General features: G+C 48.8%; 28 protein-coding genes, 2 tRNA genes and 3 pseudogenes. 27 read left to right on the forward strand and 6 right to left on the reverse strand.

The window, feature by feature from the left end; all coding sequences use genetic code 11:
* Positions 1-99 precede the first annotated feature (99 nt).
* The 6 genes and pseudogenes from F9C28_RS16110 to F9C28_RS16135 all read right to left on the reverse strand — a co-directional run.
* Positions 100-258 (reverse strand): annotated as a pseudogene (locus F9C28_RS16110) (ERF family protein); the annotation flags it as partial.
* 256 nt (positions 259-514) lie between these two features.
* Complete coding sequence (locus F9C28_RS16115; RefSeq protein ID WP_001183771.1) at positions 515-685, reverse strand: hypothetical protein; 171 nt, start codon at positions 683-685, stop codon at positions 515-517.
* 224 nt (positions 686-909) lie between these two features.
* Positions 910-1,533, reverse strand: coding sequence for an Nmad5 family putative nucleotide modification protein (locus F9C28_RS16120; RefSeq protein WP_137530609.1), 624 nt, complete (start codon positions 1,531-1,533; stop codon positions 910-912).
* A gap of 136 nt (positions 1,534-1,669) precedes the next feature.
* Entirely contained in the window at positions 1,670-2,008 is a 339-nt protein-coding gene (locus F9C28_RS16125; protein WP_000930321.1) for a hypothetical protein, read from the reverse strand.
* 2 nt (positions 2,009-2,010) lie between these two features.
* Positions 2,011-2,316, reverse strand: a complete 306-nt coding sequence (locus F9C28_RS16130; protein WP_021562855.1) for a hypothetical protein — start codon at positions 2,314-2,316, stop codon at positions 2,011-2,013.
* A gap of 314 nt (positions 2,317-2,630) precedes the next feature.
* Positions 2,631-3,281 carry a LexA family protein gene (locus F9C28_RS16135; protein ID WP_001095982.1) on the reverse strand — a complete coding sequence of 217 codons (651 nt, stop codon included), beginning with the start codon at positions 3,279-3,281 and terminating at the stop codon, positions 2,631-2,633.
* Positions 3,282-3,361: 80 nt separating this feature from the next.
* On the opposite strand from F9C28_RS16135, the gene F9C28_RS16140 reads away from it, so the two are divergent.
* The 27 genes and pseudogenes from F9C28_RS16140 to F9C28_RS16270 all read left to right on the forward strand — a co-directional run bounded on the left by F9C28_RS16140 (position 3,362) and on the right by F9C28_RS16270 (position 17,736).
* Entirely contained in the window at positions 3,362-3,547 is a 186-nt protein-coding gene (locus tag F9C28_RS16140; RefSeq protein ID WP_000276885.1) for a Cro/CI family transcriptional regulator, read from the forward strand.
* Positions 3,548-3,662: 115 nt separating this feature from the next.
* Positions 3,663-3,959 (forward strand): CII family transcriptional regulator, encoded by a 297-nt coding sequence (locus tag F9C28_RS16145; RefSeq protein ID WP_000035948.1) that lies wholly within the window; start codon positions 3,663-3,665, stop codon positions 3,957-3,959.
* 32 nt (positions 3,960-3,991) lie between these two features.
* Entirely contained in the window at positions 3,992-4,138 is a 147-nt protein-coding gene (locus tag F9C28_RS16150) for a DUF2740 family protein (RefSeq protein ID WP_000166207.1), read from the forward strand.
* A complete protein-coding gene (locus tag F9C28_RS16155; RefSeq protein WP_199016356.1) occupies positions 4,131-4,991 on the forward strand; it encodes a replication protein in 861 nt (286 codons plus the stop codon). Before F9C28_RS16150 ends, F9C28_RS16155 begins: the two co-directional genes overlap by 8 nt.
* A gap of 107 nt (positions 4,992-5,098) precedes the next feature.
* Positions 5,099-6,979 (forward strand): toprim domain-containing protein, encoded by a 1,881-nt coding sequence (locus F9C28_RS16160; protein WP_199016357.1) that lies wholly within the window; start codon positions 5,099-5,101, stop codon positions 6,977-6,979.
* 88 nt (positions 6,980-7,067) lie between these two features.
* The gene (locus F9C28_RS16165) at positions 7,068-7,256 is read left to right on the forward strand and encodes a hypothetical protein (RefSeq protein ID WP_053920571.1); all 189 of its coding nucleotides are present in this window, start codon (positions 7,068-7,070) and stop codon (positions 7,254-7,256) included.
* Between the two features lie 25 nt (positions 7,257-7,281).
* Positions 7,282-7,482: a hypothetical protein gene (locus F9C28_RS16170; RefSeq protein ID WP_130951072.1), complete on the forward strand. Its 201-nt coding sequence runs from the start codon at positions 7,282-7,284 to the stop codon at positions 7,480-7,482.
* Between the two features lie 11 nt (positions 7,483-7,493).
* Positions 7,494-7,814, forward strand: a complete 321-nt coding sequence (locus F9C28_RS16175) for a hypothetical protein (RefSeq protein ID WP_053920570.1) — start codon at positions 7,494-7,496, stop codon at positions 7,812-7,814.
* A 2-nt stretch (positions 7,815-7,816) separates the two neighbouring features.
* Positions 7,817-8,227: a recombination protein NinB gene (locus F9C28_RS16180; RefSeq protein ID WP_112917451.1), complete on the forward strand. Its 411-nt coding sequence runs from the start codon at positions 7,817-7,819 to the stop codon at positions 8,225-8,227.
* Positions 8,224-8,406: pseudogene (locus F9C28_RS16185) on the forward strand (NinE family protein). The gene F9C28_RS16180 and the pseudogene F9C28_RS16185 overlap by 4 nt, the downstream one beginning before the upstream one ends.
* Positions 8,403-8,573 (forward strand): protein NinF, encoded by a 171-nt coding sequence (locus tag F9C28_RS16190; protein WP_000566871.1) that lies wholly within the window; start codon positions 8,403-8,405, stop codon positions 8,571-8,573. Before F9C28_RS16185 ends, F9C28_RS16190 begins: the two are co-directional and overlap by 4 nt.
* Positions 8,566-9,291, forward strand: coding sequence for a phage antirepressor KilAC domain-containing protein (locus F9C28_RS16195; protein WP_121863337.1), 726 nt, complete (start codon positions 8,566-8,568; stop codon positions 9,289-9,291). The genes F9C28_RS16190 and F9C28_RS16195 overlap by 8 nt, the downstream gene beginning before the upstream one ends.
* Entirely contained in the window at positions 9,291-9,581 is a 291-nt protein-coding gene (locus F9C28_RS16200) for a DUF1364 domain-containing protein (RefSeq protein ID WP_000002243.1), read from the forward strand. Before F9C28_RS16195 ends, F9C28_RS16200 begins: the two co-directional genes overlap by 1 nt.
* Entirely contained in the window at positions 9,578-9,940 is a 363-nt protein-coding gene (locus tag F9C28_RS16205) for a RusA family crossover junction endodeoxyribonuclease (RefSeq protein ID WP_199016358.1), read from the forward strand. Before F9C28_RS16200 ends, F9C28_RS16205 begins: the two co-directional genes overlap by 4 nt.
* Positions 9,937-10,125 carry a protein ninH gene (locus F9C28_RS16210; protein WP_097504083.1) on the forward strand — a complete coding sequence of 63 codons (189 nt, stop codon included), beginning with the start codon at positions 9,937-9,939 and terminating at the stop codon, positions 10,123-10,125. The genes F9C28_RS16205 and F9C28_RS16210 overlap by 4 nt, the downstream gene beginning before the upstream one ends.
* A complete protein-coding gene (locus F9C28_RS16215) occupies positions 10,122-10,610 on the forward strand; it encodes an antiterminator Q family protein (protein WP_199016359.1) in 489 nt (162 codons plus the stop codon). The genes F9C28_RS16210 and F9C28_RS16215 overlap by 4 nt, the downstream gene beginning before the upstream one ends.
* A gap of 91 nt (positions 10,611-10,701) precedes the next feature.
* A tRNA-Asn gene (locus F9C28_RS16220) sits at positions 10,702-10,776 on the forward strand.
* A gap of 5 nt (positions 10,777-10,781) precedes the next feature.
* Positions 10,782-10,857 (forward strand) — tRNA-Thr (locus F9C28_RS16225).
* Positions 10,858-11,099: 242 nt separating this feature from the next.
* A complete protein-coding gene (locus F9C28_RS16230) occupies positions 11,100-11,423 on the forward strand; it encodes a phage holin, lambda family (protein ID WP_199016360.1) in 324 nt (107 codons plus the stop codon).
* Positions 11,407-11,883, forward strand: a complete 477-nt coding sequence (locus tag F9C28_RS16235) for a glycoside hydrolase family 24 protein (RefSeq protein ID WP_024237637.1) — start codon at positions 11,407-11,409, stop codon at positions 11,881-11,883. Before F9C28_RS16230 ends, F9C28_RS16235 begins: the two co-directional genes overlap by 17 nt.
* The gene (locus F9C28_RS16240; RefSeq protein ID WP_199016361.1) at positions 11,880-12,317 is read left to right on the forward strand and encodes a lysis protein; all 438 of its coding nucleotides are present in this window, start codon (positions 11,880-11,882) and stop codon (positions 12,315-12,317) included. Before F9C28_RS16235 ends, F9C28_RS16240 begins: the two co-directional genes overlap by 4 nt.
* A gap of 201 nt (positions 12,318-12,518) precedes the next feature.
* The gene (locus tag F9C28_RS16245; protein WP_001016386.1) at positions 12,519-13,037 is read left to right on the forward strand and encodes a Rha family transcriptional regulator; all 519 of its coding nucleotides are present in this window, start codon (positions 12,519-12,521) and stop codon (positions 13,035-13,037) included.
* A 35-nt stretch (positions 13,038-13,072) separates the two neighbouring features.
* Positions 13,073-13,156, forward strand: a pseudogene (locus tag F9C28_RS20500) (Rha family transcriptional regulator); the annotation flags it as partial.
* A 309-nt stretch (positions 13,157-13,465) separates the two neighbouring features.
* A complete protein-coding gene (locus F9C28_RS16255; protein ID WP_016239874.1) occupies positions 13,466-14,020 on the forward strand; it encodes a terminase small subunit in 555 nt (184 codons plus the stop codon).
* A 2-nt stretch (positions 14,021-14,022) separates the two neighbouring features.
* Positions 14,023-15,645, forward strand: coding sequence for a TerL protein (locus F9C28_RS16260; protein ID WP_199016362.1), 1,623 nt, complete (start codon positions 14,023-14,025; stop codon positions 15,643-15,645).
* On the forward strand, positions 15,645-17,114 hold the full coding sequence (locus F9C28_RS16265) for a DUF1073 domain-containing protein (RefSeq protein ID WP_199016363.1): 1,470 nt from the start codon (positions 15,645-15,647) through the stop codon (positions 17,112-17,114). Before F9C28_RS16260 ends, F9C28_RS16265 begins: the two co-directional genes overlap by 1 nt.
* Before the next feature lie 13 nt (positions 17,115-17,127).
* Positions 17,128-17,736: a phage head morphogenesis protein gene (locus F9C28_RS16270; RefSeq protein WP_001435593.1), complete on the forward strand. Its 609-nt coding sequence runs from the start codon at positions 17,128-17,130 to the stop codon at positions 17,734-17,736.
* Positions 17,737-17,740: the final 4 nt, after the last annotated feature.

The following is a 17,740-nucleotide window of genomic DNA, read 5'->3' on the forward strand; positions in this document are numbered from 1 at the left end:
ATGACGAAAGCAGGTATGCCTGAAAGTGTGCGTATTGCCTGAAAACACAACCCGCTACGGGGGAGACTTACCCGAAATCTGATTTATTCAACAAAGCCCGCTGATTGATAAAAACAGACCATTCAGTAACGGCTTAACGCCTTCAAGAATATCTTCGCAGCTTCTGTATTTATATTTACCGAATGAGTTGTACTGATTCTTTGGCGCGTTCAGATTCTCCTGAATAGCTGCCAGTCTTGCGTAAAATTCTTTGCTCATATGATTGTTCTCAGAATGGACACGGCCCAAGGAAATAACGCTGATTTAATACTTCGACTCGGGACAAATTAAGGTATACCCGCATTCCTTCGCGGTCGCCATTATGGCGATACCAGAGAGCTTTCTGCGTGTACATGCGTCTCTGTAACTTGCTCTCCTTCACTGTGGTTGCAAGTGACATGAATATCTCCTTCGTTACCGATTAATTCTTTCATCTGACGAATGAATTCTTCGTCTGACCATTTATCTGTAAAACTCATGGACGGCCTTGTTGTTTCAAAATATCCCAAAGCTTTTCGAGCAAACTCTTCATTCTTGGTTGTTTAAAGTCTGCTCCGGTTAAAATGTTTTTTCGTGAATGCTGTACTGATAAAATCGGGTTGAAAGGGCGAACCGATGCCGCCCCTGCAATAGCGAACTGTTGCATAGGATGCTCCTTCTGTTTGATTGCATAACGAAAACGCCTCGAGTGAAGCGTTATTGGTATGCATATAAAAAAGCCCTCACATTAGAGGGCAAAGAAGATTTCCAATAATCAGAACAAGTCGGCTCCTGTTTAGTTACGAGCGACATTGCTCCGTGTATTCACTCGTTGGAATGAATACACAGTGCTGTGTTTATTCTGTTGTTTATGCCAAAAATAAAGGCCGACTATGCGGCCTCGGAAGGAAGTCCAATCATCTTATTCAAATCCTCTACCCGTAAAGCAGGAAGTGCTGTACTTGCTTTATCTGCTTCTTTTGGTAGCAATTCTTTGCTTTCAGGCCAAACTTCAATGAGTCGCTTAACTGTTGTGACTGAGTTTAAAGCAGCCCATACATTTGATTCGATATCCTTTTTCTTGGCTTCAAGTTTTTGTTGTAATGCGCAGATTTCATCAAACCTTTTTGTTATTTCGTGCTCTGCGTCAAACATGCATTTATCTTTTGTCGGAGTAGGAAGCAATATATCTTCGCCGTTGCCGTCTTTCCCATATGAATGCCATCCAACCCTTCTGCCAGATACAGTCAGATAAATTGAAGTAGAACGAACATCGTATGAGTAAAATGAACATCCCATCTTTTCAAGTTCTTCACTTATAGCTACCAACTTGGATGATAACTGATCAACTTCCTCAGTTTTCTTTTTACCGCCAAACGCAATAACTCTGGCGTCAAGTGCAAGCTGGTTCTTTAACTTTGTTACTTCTTCAAGTTCAGTGAAAACCCCAGACTTAATTAAAGCGTTACGAGCGATTTCCTCTTTCATTCTCGTAGTTAAACGGATTGATGACATATTAATTCCTCTCAAATAAGTGGTTTGCTGCCTAATTTCATTTTCTGGCGACCAACACAAGTCACACCCATTTCACAGCGTGGCTTGCGGTAGTAAATTAGGTTTGTTCAGACAATAAAAAACCCACCGAAGTGGGCTATGACCATTTTTTATTTGGATTTCGTTGGTGAGCGTGATTAACAACTCTGTGCATTACATCCTCATATTTTTCATCTTCAATTTTTTCGACATCGCGAGGAAATGGTGTTGCTAATGCTTTGTCAACTTTATCCATTGGGTCTTCATTAATCTTATATTCAGGACCGTCATCTATAGCATTAAATCCAGGTGTTACACCGTTTTTTAATGCATATGCTATCCTCTTTTCCCATCTCGCTATTCTCCTCCTGTCTCGAGATGTAAGACCTCTATCAGATACTTTTCTGTTTTGTCCGCGGTCAGGATTAACATAAATAGTCTTTTTCACCATAAGCATACTCAATAAGCACCGTACGGTAGTTTACTGTACAATTTTATTTTTTGGACTGCATGTATTTTGTTTCCTAATGGGTTTGAATCTTTGTAATAAATACTTCTATTTTTTCGAACGACTTCTTCTTTCTTCTTGCAGCAAAGGATTCCTAGTGATGCTGCTTTGTCTGCTTTGACGCAACCAGAGAGCTTTAGCGCAATTTTTCGCGCCAGTGCTTCATTACTGCGTCGCTCGGCAATAAGTTCTGCTCTGCGAGCTTTGTAGCGGCTTTTTGCCGTACCTTTGGATTCTTTCCAGACAATGGTTACCATGATGGTCTCCTTTAAGTGGCTTTGGCGCATGACGCGTCGAGGTGCTTATCCTCTCGATCGCTGTCTTGCAGCTGCAATTCGCGCCATCCCCAAAACCACTCAAGTTCTGGTCTCAACGGTTAGGTTGAGAGTCCGTCGATGTTAAAGAGCCTGCCAATCTGTTCCGTTTGGCTTCCAGCGTCCTGCTGATGGCTTAAATTTAAGACTTCTTAATTTATTGGTCAAGTGCATTTTTGAAGAAAACTTAATTTTATGGGCGTGAATTTAGTTTGTCTTTGATTTTTAAAGGGAAATAAAAAAGGGGCGAAAGCCCCTTAAGGAAGGTTTGCTAGCTTGGCATCAACGACAACGCCAATGATTTTACAGTTCCCATTGATTTCAATCATTGGGTATTGTGGATTGAGTGGTTTCAGGAATTTTCTACCGGCATCAATAACTAACTTTTTGAATGTCGCCTCGTTTTCCCCTTCAAGTTTGGCGACTACCAGCTTTCCATTACGTGGTTCGACTTCTGGGTCGACGAGAATAATCATCCCCTCAGGAATACTCAGTCCTGCCGGGGCAGTCATTGAATCGCCTTTAACGTCGAGCCAAAAAGAGTCTTCAGAACAATCTACCGTTGTGTCGTACCAGTTATCTATTGCACGCCTATGATATGGCTCTACAGCTTCCATCCAACATCCTGCGCTTACCCAACTAATTAGAGGATACGAACCTCTTGGATCATGCCTGCTGTGATAGGCAATGTTTGAAAGACTATCCTCTCCTTTCAACAGGTAATCAGGGGAGCACTGCAAAGCCTTGGCTAAGGCCAATAGGTTTTCGCCATTGGGCTCAGTTTCAGATCGCTCCCATTGGGAAATAGCAACATTAGACACGCCAACCATCTTGCCAAGGGCAGCCTGCCTAATCTTGAGTTCTTTTCTGCGAGCGCGAATACGCTCACCCATCAGTTGTGTATTCATAGTTAAGACATCTTAAATAAACTTGACTTAAGATTCCTTTGGTGGATAATTTAAGTGTTCTTTAATTTCGGAGCGAGTCTATGTACAAAAAAGATGTTATTGACCACTTCGGAACCCAGCGTGCTGTTGCTAAAGCACTAGGCATTAGCGATGCAGCAGTCTCTCAGTGGAAAGAAGTTATCCCAGAGAAAGACGCCTATCGATTGGAAATCGTTACAGCTGGCGCCCTGAAGTATCAAGAAAGTGCTTACCGCCAAGCGGCATAAGCAAATTGCTCTTTAACAGTTCTGGCCTTTCACCTCTAACCGGGTGAGCAAACATCAGCGGCAAATCCATTGGGTGTGCCGCTATAACTCAATATCAATATAGGAAAATTAACAAATGGCACAAGCAAGCTACAGCAAGCCAACACAGCGAGAAATTGATCGCGCTGAAACTGATTTACTCATCAACCTGTCAACGCTTACCCAGCGCGGTTTGGCAAAGATGATTGGCTGTCATGAATCGAAGATAAGCAGAACGGACTGGAGATTTATTGCTTCGGTCTTGTGTGCTTTTGGAATGGCATCAGACATCAGTCCGATTAGTAGGGCTTTTAAGTATGCGCTTGATGAAATCACAAAGAAAAAATCCCCGGCCGCCACCGAGGATTTTAAGCAAATTGATATGCAATTCTGAGGTAATTACTGGATCAATCCACAGGAGTAATTATGACAAAACAACTCAGTCCTTACCAGGACAAAATTCACAAACACATACTACGTGATCGCTTCCTGTCCAGCTTCAAGCAGCCTGGTCGATTCCGGGCTGAGTTGGAAAAAGTGAAGCTGATGCAGAAGGAGAAAGGTCATGAGTAATCTTGCAACCGTAACACATTTAAGGCCTTCACAACGGCCTGTGGAGCGTCGTGTGGCAGAAGTTGAAGATGGTTATACCCGTCTTGCAAATGCCCTGTATGAAGAGCTTATTGGCGCAGATTTAACGAAAAATCAGAGCAAGGTTGCCCACGCCATATGCCGTAAAACATACGGCTACGGTAAAAAGATGGATCGCATCTCTGATAGTCAGTTAGCTCAAATTACCAGGCTGCCAAGACAGAAGGTAAACAAGGCCAAGAATGAGCTTATCGCGATGAAGGTTATCCTTCGCGAAGGCCAGCAAATCGGGCCTAACAAGAACATCGAGGAATGGCAAATAGAAGGGTGTCACTACTCTGGTGATAATGTCACTGCATTGGTGACAAAAAGTGTCACCAAAACGGTGACAGCGCTGTCACCAAAACAGGGACACACAAAAGAAACTATTACAAAAGAAAAAAGAAATAATAAAAACACTATGTCCGAAAGTGTTCGGACGGAGTGTGAAAAATCATCTGACCGTCACGAAGAAACCGACAAGGCATTCGAGGAAATATTCTGGTGTGCAGGCATGCGGAAAGCCGGGAAGAAAAACGCAGCTTCGGCATTCAGAACACAGTTCAGGGAATGGCGTAAAACTACCAGGGGTACGGCAAGCGAGTTTGCCACGATGCTGGCAGAAGACATCGCATGCAGGAATGGTAAGCAGTTCGGATTCGACAGGTTGTTACCATCGAGCTACCTGAACGGTCAACGCTGGAACGACGAGAAGCCAGAAACTATTCAAACACAATCCAAACCATCATCCGCAATCACCGTATCGAAAACTGGCTACGTGTTTTTCGACAGGTGAACCATGAAATCAAAAATCAAATCGCTACTGGTCGCTGGTTATAACCACGGCTGGTTAAGTATTTCGTTTGTCGATTTCTGGTTTAAAAATCTCAATCTGAGGCAATCATGACGCCAAGTGAACTTAGCGACCTGCTTTGGGCGCAGGTTGACAGGGTGGCTCCGCACCTGTTGCCAAATGGCAAGAAAGAGGGGCGTGAGTGGGTTGCCGGTAACGTCAACGGTGACAAGGGAAACAGCCTTAAGGTCAACCTTAGCGGCAAGAAAAAATGGGCTGATTTCGCTGAGGGAGACGGCGGTGACATGCTTGATTTGTGGATGGCATGTCGTGGAATTAACCTGCATCAGGCTATGCAGGAAGCGAAAGCATTTCTCGGTATCAAGGATGACGATCACCATTTCGATGCCAAACGTGAGAAGAAATTCTCCAGACCTGATCGCAAGAAAATAGCCCGCTACGTTACCAGAACAGAATCCCATCTTGAGTACCTGCAATCGCGTGGCATATCGCCAGAAGTCGTAAAGCGCTACGAGGCTGTCAGCGGCAAGGTGTGGAATGGAGAACGAGAACTTGATGCACTGGTGCTTCCGTACAAACGCGATGGTGAATTGTTGCAGGTCAAGCGAATCAGCACTGAGCGCCCGGACGGGAAGAAAGTCATTATGGCAGAAGGTGATTGTGAACCTTGTCTGTTCGGATGGCAGGCTCTGGACGCTGGTGTGAGGGCGGTTGTACTTTGCGAAGGCGGAATTGATTGTATGAGCTATGCGCAATACGGCATCTCGGCGTTATCCGTACCGTTTGGTGGCGGGAAAGGCGCTAAGCAGCAGTGGATTGAGTTTGAGTATCACAACCTCGACAGGTTTGAGGAAATATTCATCTCGATGGACGTTGATGATGTTGGTCGTGAAGCCGCAAGGGAAATCGCAAGCCGACTCGGTGAACATCGTTGCCGTCTTGTTACTCTGCCGTACAAAGACATCAACGAATGCCTGATGAACGGTGTTACCGAGGATGAAATCTGGCAGTACATCGGCACGGCATCCTACTTCGATCCTGAAGAACTCTACAGCGCGCGAGAGTTTTACCAGGACACTATCAACGCTTTCTACGGCAAGCAGCAGTATCTGTTTAATCCACCGTGGGAATCTCTGGCAGATAAATTCCAGTTCCGTGAGGCCGAGTTGACGCTGGTCAATGGTGTGAACGGTCACGGAAAAACGGAGGTTGTCGGGCATATGGCACTTGAGGCAATGCGTCAGGGTGTGAAGACGTGCATCGCGTCACTTGAGCTGAAGCCTGGTATTCTCCTTAAGCGCCTTACCCGTCAGGCGACGTGCTGCAAGATGCCGCCAGTGCTGGAAATTGACTCTGCATTTAAATTTTATGACGAAAGACTTTGGGTGTTTGGCCTGACCGGAACGGCGAAAGCCGACAGGCTGATCGAAATATTCGACTACGCTCGCCGCCGATACGGCATCCAGTTATTCATCATCGACAGCCTGATGAAATGCGGCATAGGTGACGATGACTATAACGGGCAGAAGGCGTTTGTTGACTCGATTTGCGACTTCAAAAACAAAACAAACTCCCACGTCATTCTCGTTACTCACTCGCGAAAAGGAGACAGCGAAGAAAAACCAACCGGGAAAATGGACGTAAAAGGCTCTGGAGCGATAACAGACCTGACAGACAACCTTTTCATCATCTGGCGTAACAAGGCTCGCGAGAGAGCGTTACAGAGAGTTCAGAGTGGTGAAAAGATGTCAGAGAAGGACGAACAGCTACTGGCATCTCCGGCATCTGTTTTGATGCTTGAAAAACAACGTAACGGCGAAGGTTGGGAAGGTGGTGTCCCGTTGTTCCTTGACGAGCAATCGCACCAGTTCCTGCAACTTGAATCAGGATCGCCATATAGCTACATCGCCAATATGCCGAAATCGGAATATGACGAGGCGTGGCGACAGGAAAACGTGACGGAGTATTAAATGACCATCTACATCACTGAGCTGATAGCAGGCCTGCTGGTAATCGCAGGCCTTTTTATTTGCATCAGAAACAGAGTGAGGTGAGAGCATGAGTAACAGCGAATATATGTTTTACGCAATCATCGACGATGAAGATGGGCTTGTTTCAGTAGCGCATGAAAAATACGGTGAAGTTAAGGCGGTATTCCGCACTAAAGAGGATGCTCAGCGAGCTATTGATTTACAAGATGATGAGAACGGTCTCCGCATAAGAAAATGTGAAATCGTACAGGCCTAACACCCCAGCACACTAATGGAGAGAAATGATGACAACGATTGGTGTTCTTTACGACGGGTGGACAAAAGAACGATTAAGACGTCATTACAAGATGGCAAAAGTTATCCGCAACAAGCCCTATCGCAATGACTATCGAAAGGTGATGGCAAATAACATGCAGAAGAATATCGACAGGATATTCCCGCGCGGAAAGGCTGTGTGGCGCTTACTTAAAAATGAGTGGTGATGGAGAGGAATATGGACGAATCAAGAAAGCAGTTTGAAGAAAGTTGGTTGCGACGTGGAGGCGAATCTTCAGACCTTATCCGTTACCCTGAAAATCACCATGAAATTGGCAGCGGTAATATTGGTGGTCAATACGTGATTGACGATGTTCAAGGCCACTGGCAAACGTGGCAGGCATCGCGATCAGCTATTGAAATAACCGCGCCAAAGTTTATCGACAGCAGAGAAGCATTAACCAAAGGGTTTACTGTTGATTATTCCAATGGCTTCGGTGATGCAATGGATGCTTATGAGGAAAACATCCGCTCTGCTGGAGTCAAAGTGAAGGAGTAACGATGAAGCAAACAATCTTCCTCCGAACTAAGCAACAACAGCAAGCCGCAATAAATGCCATCCTCGCAACACCACTCGATAAAGACAAGCCAGTCACCATCCGCATTACTGACTACAAGCGCAACCTTGACCAGAACGCGAAATTTCACGCGATGCTGGCGGATATCGCTCGTCAGGTTCAATGGTGCGGCAAATGGTTAAAACCGGAACAATGGAAGGTTTTGTTGATCAGCGGTCATGCAGTGGCAACAAACCTGGAAGCTGATGTTTTGCCCGGGCTTGAAGGCGAATACGTCAATATTCGCGAAAGCAGCGCGCAGATGAGCGTGAAGCGCATGGCAAGTCTGATCGAGTACACAACAGCCTGGGCTATTGGTCAGGGTGTCAGATTTACCGACAGGAGGTACGAATGAGACGACAGCGACGAAGTATCACCGACATAATCTGCGAAAACTGCAAATACCTTCCAACTAAACGCTCCAGAAATAAACGCAAGCAAATCCCAAAATAATCTGACGTAAAAACCTTCAACTACACGGCTCACCTGTGGGATATCCGGTGGCTTAGAGAACGTGCGAGGAAAACAAGGTGATTGACCCAAATCGAAGTTACGAACAAGAAAGCGTTGAGCGGGCTTTAACGTGCGCTAACTGCGGTCAGAAGCTGCATGTGCTGGAAGTTCACGTGTGCTCCGATTGCTGCGCAGAACTGATGAGCGATCCGAATAGCTCAATGTACGAGGAAGAAGACGATGAATGAGTTAATAAATGGCAATGCCATCAAAATGACAAGCATTGAAATCGCTGAGTTGGTAGAAAGCCGCCATAGCAATGTAAAAGTATCCATAGATAGATTGGTGAAACGTGGCGTTATCAAGCCTCCTGCATTGCAGCACACTAACATAATCAATGATTTAGGTGTTATTACCGGGAAGCGTTATTTCTACGTCTTCGAAGGCGAACAAGGAAAGCGAGACAGTATTGTCGTTGTTGCCCAGTTGTCGCCAGAGTTCACCGCTCGTCTTGTTGACCGTTGGCGAGAGCTTGAAGAAACTGCGGTTAATATCCCAAAAACGCTACCAGAAGCGTTGCGCCTTGCTGCTGACCTTGCTGAGCAGAAAATGCAACTGGAAAACCAGCTTGCAATTGCCGCACCTAAAGTTGAGTTTGCCGATCGCGTTGGCGAGGCCAGCGGAATTTTGATTGGAAACTTTGCAAAGGTTGTTGGAATTGGTCCAAACAAACTGTTTGCGTGGATGCGCGATCACAAAATCCTTATTGCTTCAGGTTCCCGGCGCAATGTGCCAATGCAGGAATATATGGATCGCGGCTATTTCACAGTGAAAGAAACAGCGGTCAACACAAATCACGGGATACAGATATCGTTCACCACAAAAATCACCGGGCGTGGTCAACAGTGGCTGACCAGAAAGCTGCTCGATAACGGAATGCTGAAAGTAACAGGGGAGGCTGCTTAATGGCTAACCTACGCAAAGAAGCGCGCGGCAGAGAATGCCAGGTACGTATTTACGGCGTATGCAATGGCAATCCTGAAACTACAGTTCTGGCACATTACCGGATGGCTGGAATTTGCGGAACGGGAATGAAGCCTGACGACCTGATCGGCGCATGGGCTTGTAGCGCGTGTCACGATGAAATCGACCGACGCACCCATAACCTCGACAACAAAGACGCCAGACTTTACCACCTGGAAGGCGTGATCAGGACGCAGGCGATACTGCTGAAGGAGGGGAAGATTAAGCCATGAACGAATATCAGTTTGTGCTTCCTTACCCGCCGTCGGTGAACACCTACTGGCGAAGACGGGGAAGCCAATACTACATCAGCGATAAAGGCCAGAAATACCGAAAAGACGTTCAGCAAATCATCCGCCAACTCAAGTTAGACATTTTCACCAAATCAAGACTCCGCATCAAAGTCATCGCAGACGTTCCAGATTCCCGCCGCCGCGACCTCGACAACATCCTGAAAGGTTTACTCGACGCCCTTATCCACGCCGGATTTGCGGAAGACGACGAGCAATTCGATGACATTCGCGTAATTCGTGGTGTGAAAGTACCAGGCGGAAGGCTTGGAATAAAAATCACCGAACTGGAGAACGTATGAACGCCACAATTCAAACGATACCAGAGCTTCTTATCCAGACACGAGGCAATCAGACCGAAGTGGCGAGGATGCTTTCCTGCGCAAGAGGAACAGTGCTCAAGTACAACCGAGACAGAAAAGGCGAGCGTCACGTAATAGTTAACGGCGTCCTGATGGTCACGCCAGGCAAAAAGGGAAGACGATGAGCATAAGAGAACTAAACCTCACCAAAGAACAGCATGAGTGGCTGAATGGCTGGCTTGAACTGTGGGGGGCATGGGTTTATTCAGGTCGTCTTGAAAAGCGCATGAGCAGCGTAATAGCGAAGTTCATGGAGAGCGTAGAGCCGGGAAGAGTTATGACAAGGCCAATGTGTAATGATGATGATGGAATGTTGATTTCTCAGGTCGTCGATTCCGTCATGTACATTGACAAGAAAGCCTTTGGCATCCTCCTCAGCTACTACGCTCATGGTTCATCTAAGCGAGCAATTGCATCTTACTATCATCGTGTCGCAAGACCTCGCAAGATGTTATGCCGGGGCGGCGGGCGTATTCAAAAACCATCGCTCGCAACCTGTCGCCGGGAAGTTGACGAAATCCTCAATGCTTCGTTGTTTATGATTTACCCGGTTCTGGATAGTGCGTTTAAAAACCGGAAACGTGTAGAGAAAATTAAACATATAGCATAGAACGTGTTGACATCATTGAGCAAATGAGCAACACTATTCGCATAAGCTGCCGTTAGTGACTCTTAAGTTGCAACGGTGGCTTTTTTTATTTGGGTCAGTCGTATAAAGGTCATTACGGAAGGCTGTTAACCTTCTTATCGTGGTTCGAGCCCACGCTGTCCCGCCAAACATGCTGGTTTAGCTCCAATGGTAGAGCAGTCGCCTTGTAAGCGAATGGGTAGCGGTTCAAGTCCGTTAACCAGCACCATAACTGAGCCGTAGCCACTGGCTATCCTGAATTCATCAGTGATAGTTACGCTGCGGCCTTCTACACATGATCTTCGCGAAAGCGGGTGGCAGGAGGTTGTTAGCGCAACCTCATGCCGTTTTGCCCGTGCATATCGGTCACGAACAAATCTGATTACTAAACACAGTAGCCTGGATTTGTTCTATCAGCAATCGACCTTATTCCTAATTAAATAGAGCAAATCCCCTTATTGGGGGTAAGACATGAAGATGCCTGAAAAACAGGACCTGTTAGCCGCCATTCTCGCGGCAAAGGAACCAGGCATCGGGGCAATCCTTGCGTTTGCAATGGCGTACCTTCGCGGCAGATATAATGGCGGTGCGTTTACAAAAACAGTAATCGACGCAACGATGTGCGCCATTATCGCCTGGTTCATTCGTGACCTTCTCGACTTCGCCGGACTAAGTAGCAATCTCGCTTATATAACGAGCGTGTTCATCGGCTACATCGGTACTGACTCGATAGGTTCGCTTATCAAACGCTTCGCTGCTAAAAAAGCCGGAGTAGAAGATGGTGGAAATCAATAATCAACGTAAGGCGTTCCTCGATATGCTGGCGTGGTCAGAGGGAACTGATAACGGACGTCAGAAAACCAGAAATCATGGTTATGACGTCATTGTAGGGGGAGAGTTATTCACTGATTACTCAGATCACCCTCGCAAACTTGTCACGCTAAACCCAAAACTCAAATCAACAGCAGCCGGGCGCTATCAGCTTCTTTCCAGTTGGTGGGATGCCTATCGTAAGCAGCTTGGCCTGAAAGACTTCTCTCCGAAAAGCCAGGACGCTGTGGCACTGCAACAGATTAAAGAGCGTGGCGCTTTACCGATGATTGACCGCGGTGATATTCGTCAGGCTATCGACCGTTGTAGCAATATCTGGGCTTCGTTGCCGGGCGCTGGTTATGGTCAGTTCGAGCATAAGGCTGACAGTCTGATTGCAAAATTCAAAGAAGCTGGCGGAACGGTCAGAGAGATTGAGGTATGAGCAGAGTAACCGCGATTATCTCCGCTCTGGTTATCTGCATCATCGTTTGCCTGTCATGGGCTGTTAATCACTACCGTGATAACGCCATCGCCTACAAAGAGCAGCGCGATAAAGCCACGTACATCATCGCTGACATGCAGAAGCGTCAACGTGATGTAGCAGAACTCAACGCCAGATACACAAAGGAGCTTGCTGATGCTAACGCGACTATCGAAAGTCTCCGTGCTGATGTTTCTGCTGGTCGTAAGCGCCTGCAAGTCGCCGCCACCTGTGCAAAGTCAACGACCGGAGCCAGCGGCATGGGCGATGGAGAAAGCCCAAGACTTACAGCAGATGCTGAACTCAATTATTACCGTCTACGAAGTGGAATCGACAGGATAACCGCGCAGGTTAACTACCTGCAGGAGTACATCAGGACGCAATGCCTGAAATAATTTTTTTGCAAATCACAAAGTCAATTTAATGAGCCTCGCGATGCGGGGCTTTTTTTACATCTGAATTTCACAGCGCATCTCACGCGCATATTAACGAGAGCCTTTCAGAAAGTTGAGCCTGAGAACTGCCGTATATGGTGGCGACCATCTCGGGGCGGCTTTTCTGTGAGACAGGCTCACTTTCTAAAAGGTAAAGACGCTATGAATCATCAATTGGCTAATCTCGATTTCCGGGACATGGTGGTTGTTTCTGGTGATCGCGTGATCACAACCTCCCGCAAGGTAGCAGCTTACTTCGACAAGCAGCATCACCACATCATTCAGAAAATCGAAAAGCTAGACTGTTCGGATGAATTTCTAACCAGCAACTTTTCGCGGGTTACCTATGAACACAAGGGTAATCAGTATGTTGAATATGAAATTTCCAAAGACGGTGCGATGTACATCATCATGTCGTTTACCGGCAAAAAAGCTGCCGCCATCAAAGAGGCGTTTATCAAAGCATTTAATTGGATGCGTGACAGGCTGATGGAGATGGCTCACTCATACCAAAGAGAGCACAACGAGTTAATGCTGGAGTTCATGAAGGAAAAGGATGTTGCCAGTATGTCAGGACGCTTGCTGAACCGCTGGGGCAGGATCAAAAAACCGCAACTCATAGCAAGAATCGAAAGGCTTGAGCAGCAGGCGCAAATATCGATCCCCGGACTGCCAAAGTGACCATTCCAAAGCCCAACGGTGATGTTCTCAGAAAAATCGAGCAGGTTAAGGATGATTGCTCGCGTGAGTTTAGCCAACGCAATTTTGCGTCGGCTTATTATATCGATGAGCAGACCAAAGAGTTCTTAGCCGAGCTGGAGAAAAACCACGAATCTGTGGTTTTTACTGAGCGCGGCGCCCAAGCCAGTTTTTTTTGCATTACGGCAGTACAGCGAAACAACCCAAGCCAGAAAGTGGGGAAATAACACTGGCAGCCACTGAAAGATGAACCCCCAGCCTTATGGCAAAAAAGATTCTTTGTGGTGGCGGGCTGATGGAAAGACATCGGTTATTGCAGAGGCCATTCAATGAGTGGTCTCGACAATGGCTTATACCCTGCACGGGATAACTTAACTGATATCCCTTTTAACGGATAAACGGAGCCAATAATGGCAAAGCTCACAGACAAACAAGAGCTGTTTGCCCGTGAGTACCTGAAAGATTTAAACGCCACACAGGCAGCTATCAGGGCGGGTTACAGCGAGAAAACTGCTCGCGCCACTGGTAGCGAGAACCTGTCAAAACCTGACATAGCAGATCGCATTGCTGAGCTAAAGGCCGAACGCAATGAAGAGGTAGGTATAGACGCTGCCTATGTATTGCGACGGCTGACTGAAATCGATCAGATGGACGTGCTTGACATTCTGCTTGCCAATGGCGAACTGAAGCCGATTAAAGACTGGCCTAAGGTGTGGCGTACAACGCTATCAGGAATGGATGTCGTCGAGATGGCATCAGCAGATAGTGCTGCTCTCCTGAAGAAAATCAAATGGCCTGATAAGGTTAAAAACCTTGAGTTGCTCGGGCGTCATGTTTCTGTTCAGGCGTTTAAAGACAATGTCAAAAATGAAGTGACTGGCGCTGACGGAGGACCAGTCAGAACAGAAATTACCAACTTAACGCCGGAGCAGGCTGCAGAAGCGTATAAAAAAATGATGGGCTAAGTATGCCGTTACCATTTCCCTTCGATTTTAAACATCCTGATTACCAGATGGTTTTTGAATGGCGGATGGAACGCCTACAACGCATTCGCCAGAATCCTGAAATATTGCCTGCACTAAAACAGTTTTACCGAACCAATCCGGCTCAGTTCATCATCGACTGGGGCATGACTACTGACCCGCGTAACATCGATTATGGCCTGCCGGTGACCATTCCGTTTTTACTCTTCCCTAAGCAGGAGGAGTGGATCCACTGGATTATGGAACGCTGGGGCAATCGGGAGAATGGTATTACCGAAAAATCCCGTGAAATGGGGCTCAGTTGGACCGCGATCGGACTGGCCTGCTCGCTTTGTCTCTTCAACAAAGAAATGGTTATCGGTTTCGGCTCCCGTAAAGAGGAATACGTCGACAGCACCGGTGACCCGAAGGCGCTGTTCTGGAAGGCGCGAAAGTTCGTGGAAACACTGCCCATCGAGTTTCGTGGTTCGTGGGACGAGAAGAAGCATGCGCCGTATATGCGCGTTGAGTTTCCAGATACTGGCGCGGTTATCAAAGGCGAGGCTGGCGACAATATCGGACGTGGTGACCGTACCACGCTCTACCTGGTGGATGAAGCTGCATTCCTCCAGCGTCCTCTGTTGATTGATGCGGCGCTGTCGCAAACCACCCGCTGCCGTATCGACCTGAGCTCGGTTAACGGCATGGCGAACCCGTTCGCGCAGAAGCGTCACGGCGGGAAGATACCGGTATTCACATTCCACTGGCGAAATGACCCGCGCAAGGATGAAGAGTGGTATCGCAGGGAGTGCGAGAAAATCGACAATCCGGTGGTGGTAGCGCAGGAACTTGACCTGAACTACAGCGCATCTGCGGAAGGCGTCCTGATCCCGTCCGACTGGGTACAGGCTGCCGTCGACGCGCATATCAAACTTGGTATTCAGCCAACGGGCAAGCGACTGGGCGCGATGGACGTCGCCGACGAAGGCCGGGACAAAAATGCCTTTTCGACCCGTCACGGCTTCCTTCTGGAGAACGTGCGTGAATGGTCCGGCGTTGGCAGCGACATTTACCAGTCTGTTGAGAAGGTCTTCGGCTTTTGCGAACAGGACAACCTCGAAGAGTTTCGCTTCGACGAGGACGGCCTGGGTGCTGGCGTTCGCGGCGATGCGCGCGCCATCAACGAACTGCGTTACGCAGCGCGCCGACCGTCAATACTCGCCACACCGTTTCGTGGTAGCGGCGCGGTATTTGATCCGGACGATGAAGCGGTGCGCGGGGACAACGGACAGGCCGCACGCCTGAACAAGGACTTCTTCGCCAACGCCAAGGCCCAGAGCTGGTGGTGGCTACGCAAGCTTTTCCAGAACACCTATCGCGCCGTGGTTGAGGGCATGGCCTACAACCCGGACGAAATCATCTCAATCAGCAGCGCCATGGCGAGCAAAGACAAACTCATCATTGAGCTGTCGCAGCCGACCTACTCCATTAATGGCGTGGGGAAAATCGTTGTTGATAAACAGCCTGATGGCACCAAGTCGCCGAACCTCGCCGACTCGGTGATGATCAGCTACGCGCCAATGAATTCAGCCCTGAACATCTGGGAGCTGCTAGGGAGACAGGCCTGATGGCACGAAACAAGCAATCCTCTCAGCGAACGGCACAGGCCACCGCTGACGGCTACGAGAACTTCGTCGCCCGCGTTGGGATGCAGACGCCTAACCAGCATTCAGCATCGACCTACCGGGCGAACTTCACCAGCCGCAACCGCATGCTGGTGGAATGGTCATATCGCGGTTCGTGGGTTATCGGTGAAGCGGTCGACGCTATCCCGGACGATATGACCCGCAAAGGCATTCGCATCACTTCGGAAATTGATGCAAAAGATCGCGGCATTCTCGAATCACAACTGGATGAGTTGCAAATCTGGGATGCGCTGAACGACGTGCTGAAATGGTCGCGTCTCTACGGCGGCGCGGTGGGTTTCATCATGATTGAGGGGCAGGCACCAATGACCCCGCTGCGACTCGAAACCATTGGCGAGGGCAAGTTTAAGGGCATTCTCCCGCTCGACCGCTGGATGATTAACCCGGTGCTGACCCGCCGCATTAAAGATATGGGGCCGGATCTCGGCAAGCCTGAGTTTTACGACGTGGTGACCACTGCAACGGGCATCCCGGCCTGGCGCATCCATCACAGCCGCCTGATTCGCTTCGACGGGGTGACGCTGCCATTCCAGCAGAAGATGACCGAAAACGAATGGGGAATGTCGGTTGTAGAGCGTATCTGGGATCGGCTTACTGCGTTCGACAGCGCCACTGTCGGCGCGGCGCAGCTGGTCTACAAAGCACATCTGCGTACCTACAGCGTGGAGAAGCTGCGCGAGCTTATCGCGCTTGGCGGCCCGGCGTTCGAGGCGCTGCTGAAGAACATCGACCTGATCCGCCAGTTCCAGAGCAATGAAGGCATGGCGCTCATGGACTCGCGGGATAAGTTCGAAACCCACCAGTACAGCTTCAGCGGTCTGGATGACATTCTTTCGCAGTTCGCTGAGCAGATCAGCGGTGCCGTTGGTATCCCGCTGGTGCGACTGTTCGGTCAATCCCCGAAAGGCTTCTCTACTGGTGATGCAGACCTCGCCAACTATTACGACCGGGTGAGCTCATTGCAGGAGCGCCGCTTACGGCTGCCGATGCGCCGGATACTGGACATTATGCACCGCTCGGAACTCGGAAAGCCGCTGCCGGACGATTTCACGTTTGAGTTTAACCCGCTATGGCAAATGTCAGACGTTGACCGATCAACGGTGGCCGTAAACACCACCAACGCGATCAGTACCGCGCTGGGCGACGGATTGATGACGCGTAAGGCGGCGATGACCGACCTGCGCGAAAACTCTGACGTCACCGGCATCGGGGCATCCATTACCGACGAGGACATAGAGAATGCCGAAGACGAAGCGCCGCCAGACATCGGCGAACTTGGCGACAAACCGCCAGAGTCGCCAGGCGGAGATCCGATATCGAACGAGCCTACGGCAGATAGCGCGGGCGGTCGGGGATATCGTAAATGGTCGCTACGATGGTTCAAACGATAGCGTCACCGAAATAATGGATGCGCTGGAGCGCTACAGCGAAATCATCACCCCCTGGGCGACGAAGGTTGCTGAGAACTTTACCGCCGACATTGCACGCCAGAATGAAAAGCAGTGGCGTCAGCACAGCCGGAACATCAGCGCAGAACTACGCAACATGGTCGACCGCGCCCCGGTAGGCCAGGTGATGAAATCCATCGTCGCCGAGCAAATTAAGTACATCAAATCTCTGCCTCTTGAGGCCGCCGATCGGGTGTATGACATTCAGAACAAGGCCATCGAGGCTGTAGTAACTGGTGGCCGCGCTGAGCCATTCGCGAAAGAGATAGCTGCTTCCGGTGACGTGTCACGCTCACGAGCGAACCTTATCGCCCGGACTGAGCTTGGGCGCGCAACCGGCGCGCTGGATCAGGCGCGTGCGCTGTCAATCGGCTCGAATGGTTATATCTGGCGTACAGCCGAAGATGGCGACGTCCGGCATTCTCATCGAGAGATGGAAGGGAAGTTTGTCGAATGGGGCCGACCTCCAACGCTTGACGGCATGACCGGTCACGCTGGCGAGCTCCCGAACTGCCGCTGTTACAAAGAAATCGTCTTCCCCAACCCTCATTCTTATCTCGCCTGAATCG

It is taken from the genome of Shimwellia pseudoproteus (assembly GCF_016415625.1).
Lineage (GTDB): Bacteria > Pseudomonadota > Gammaproteobacteria > Enterobacterales > Enterobacteriaceae > Shimwellia > Shimwellia pseudoproteus.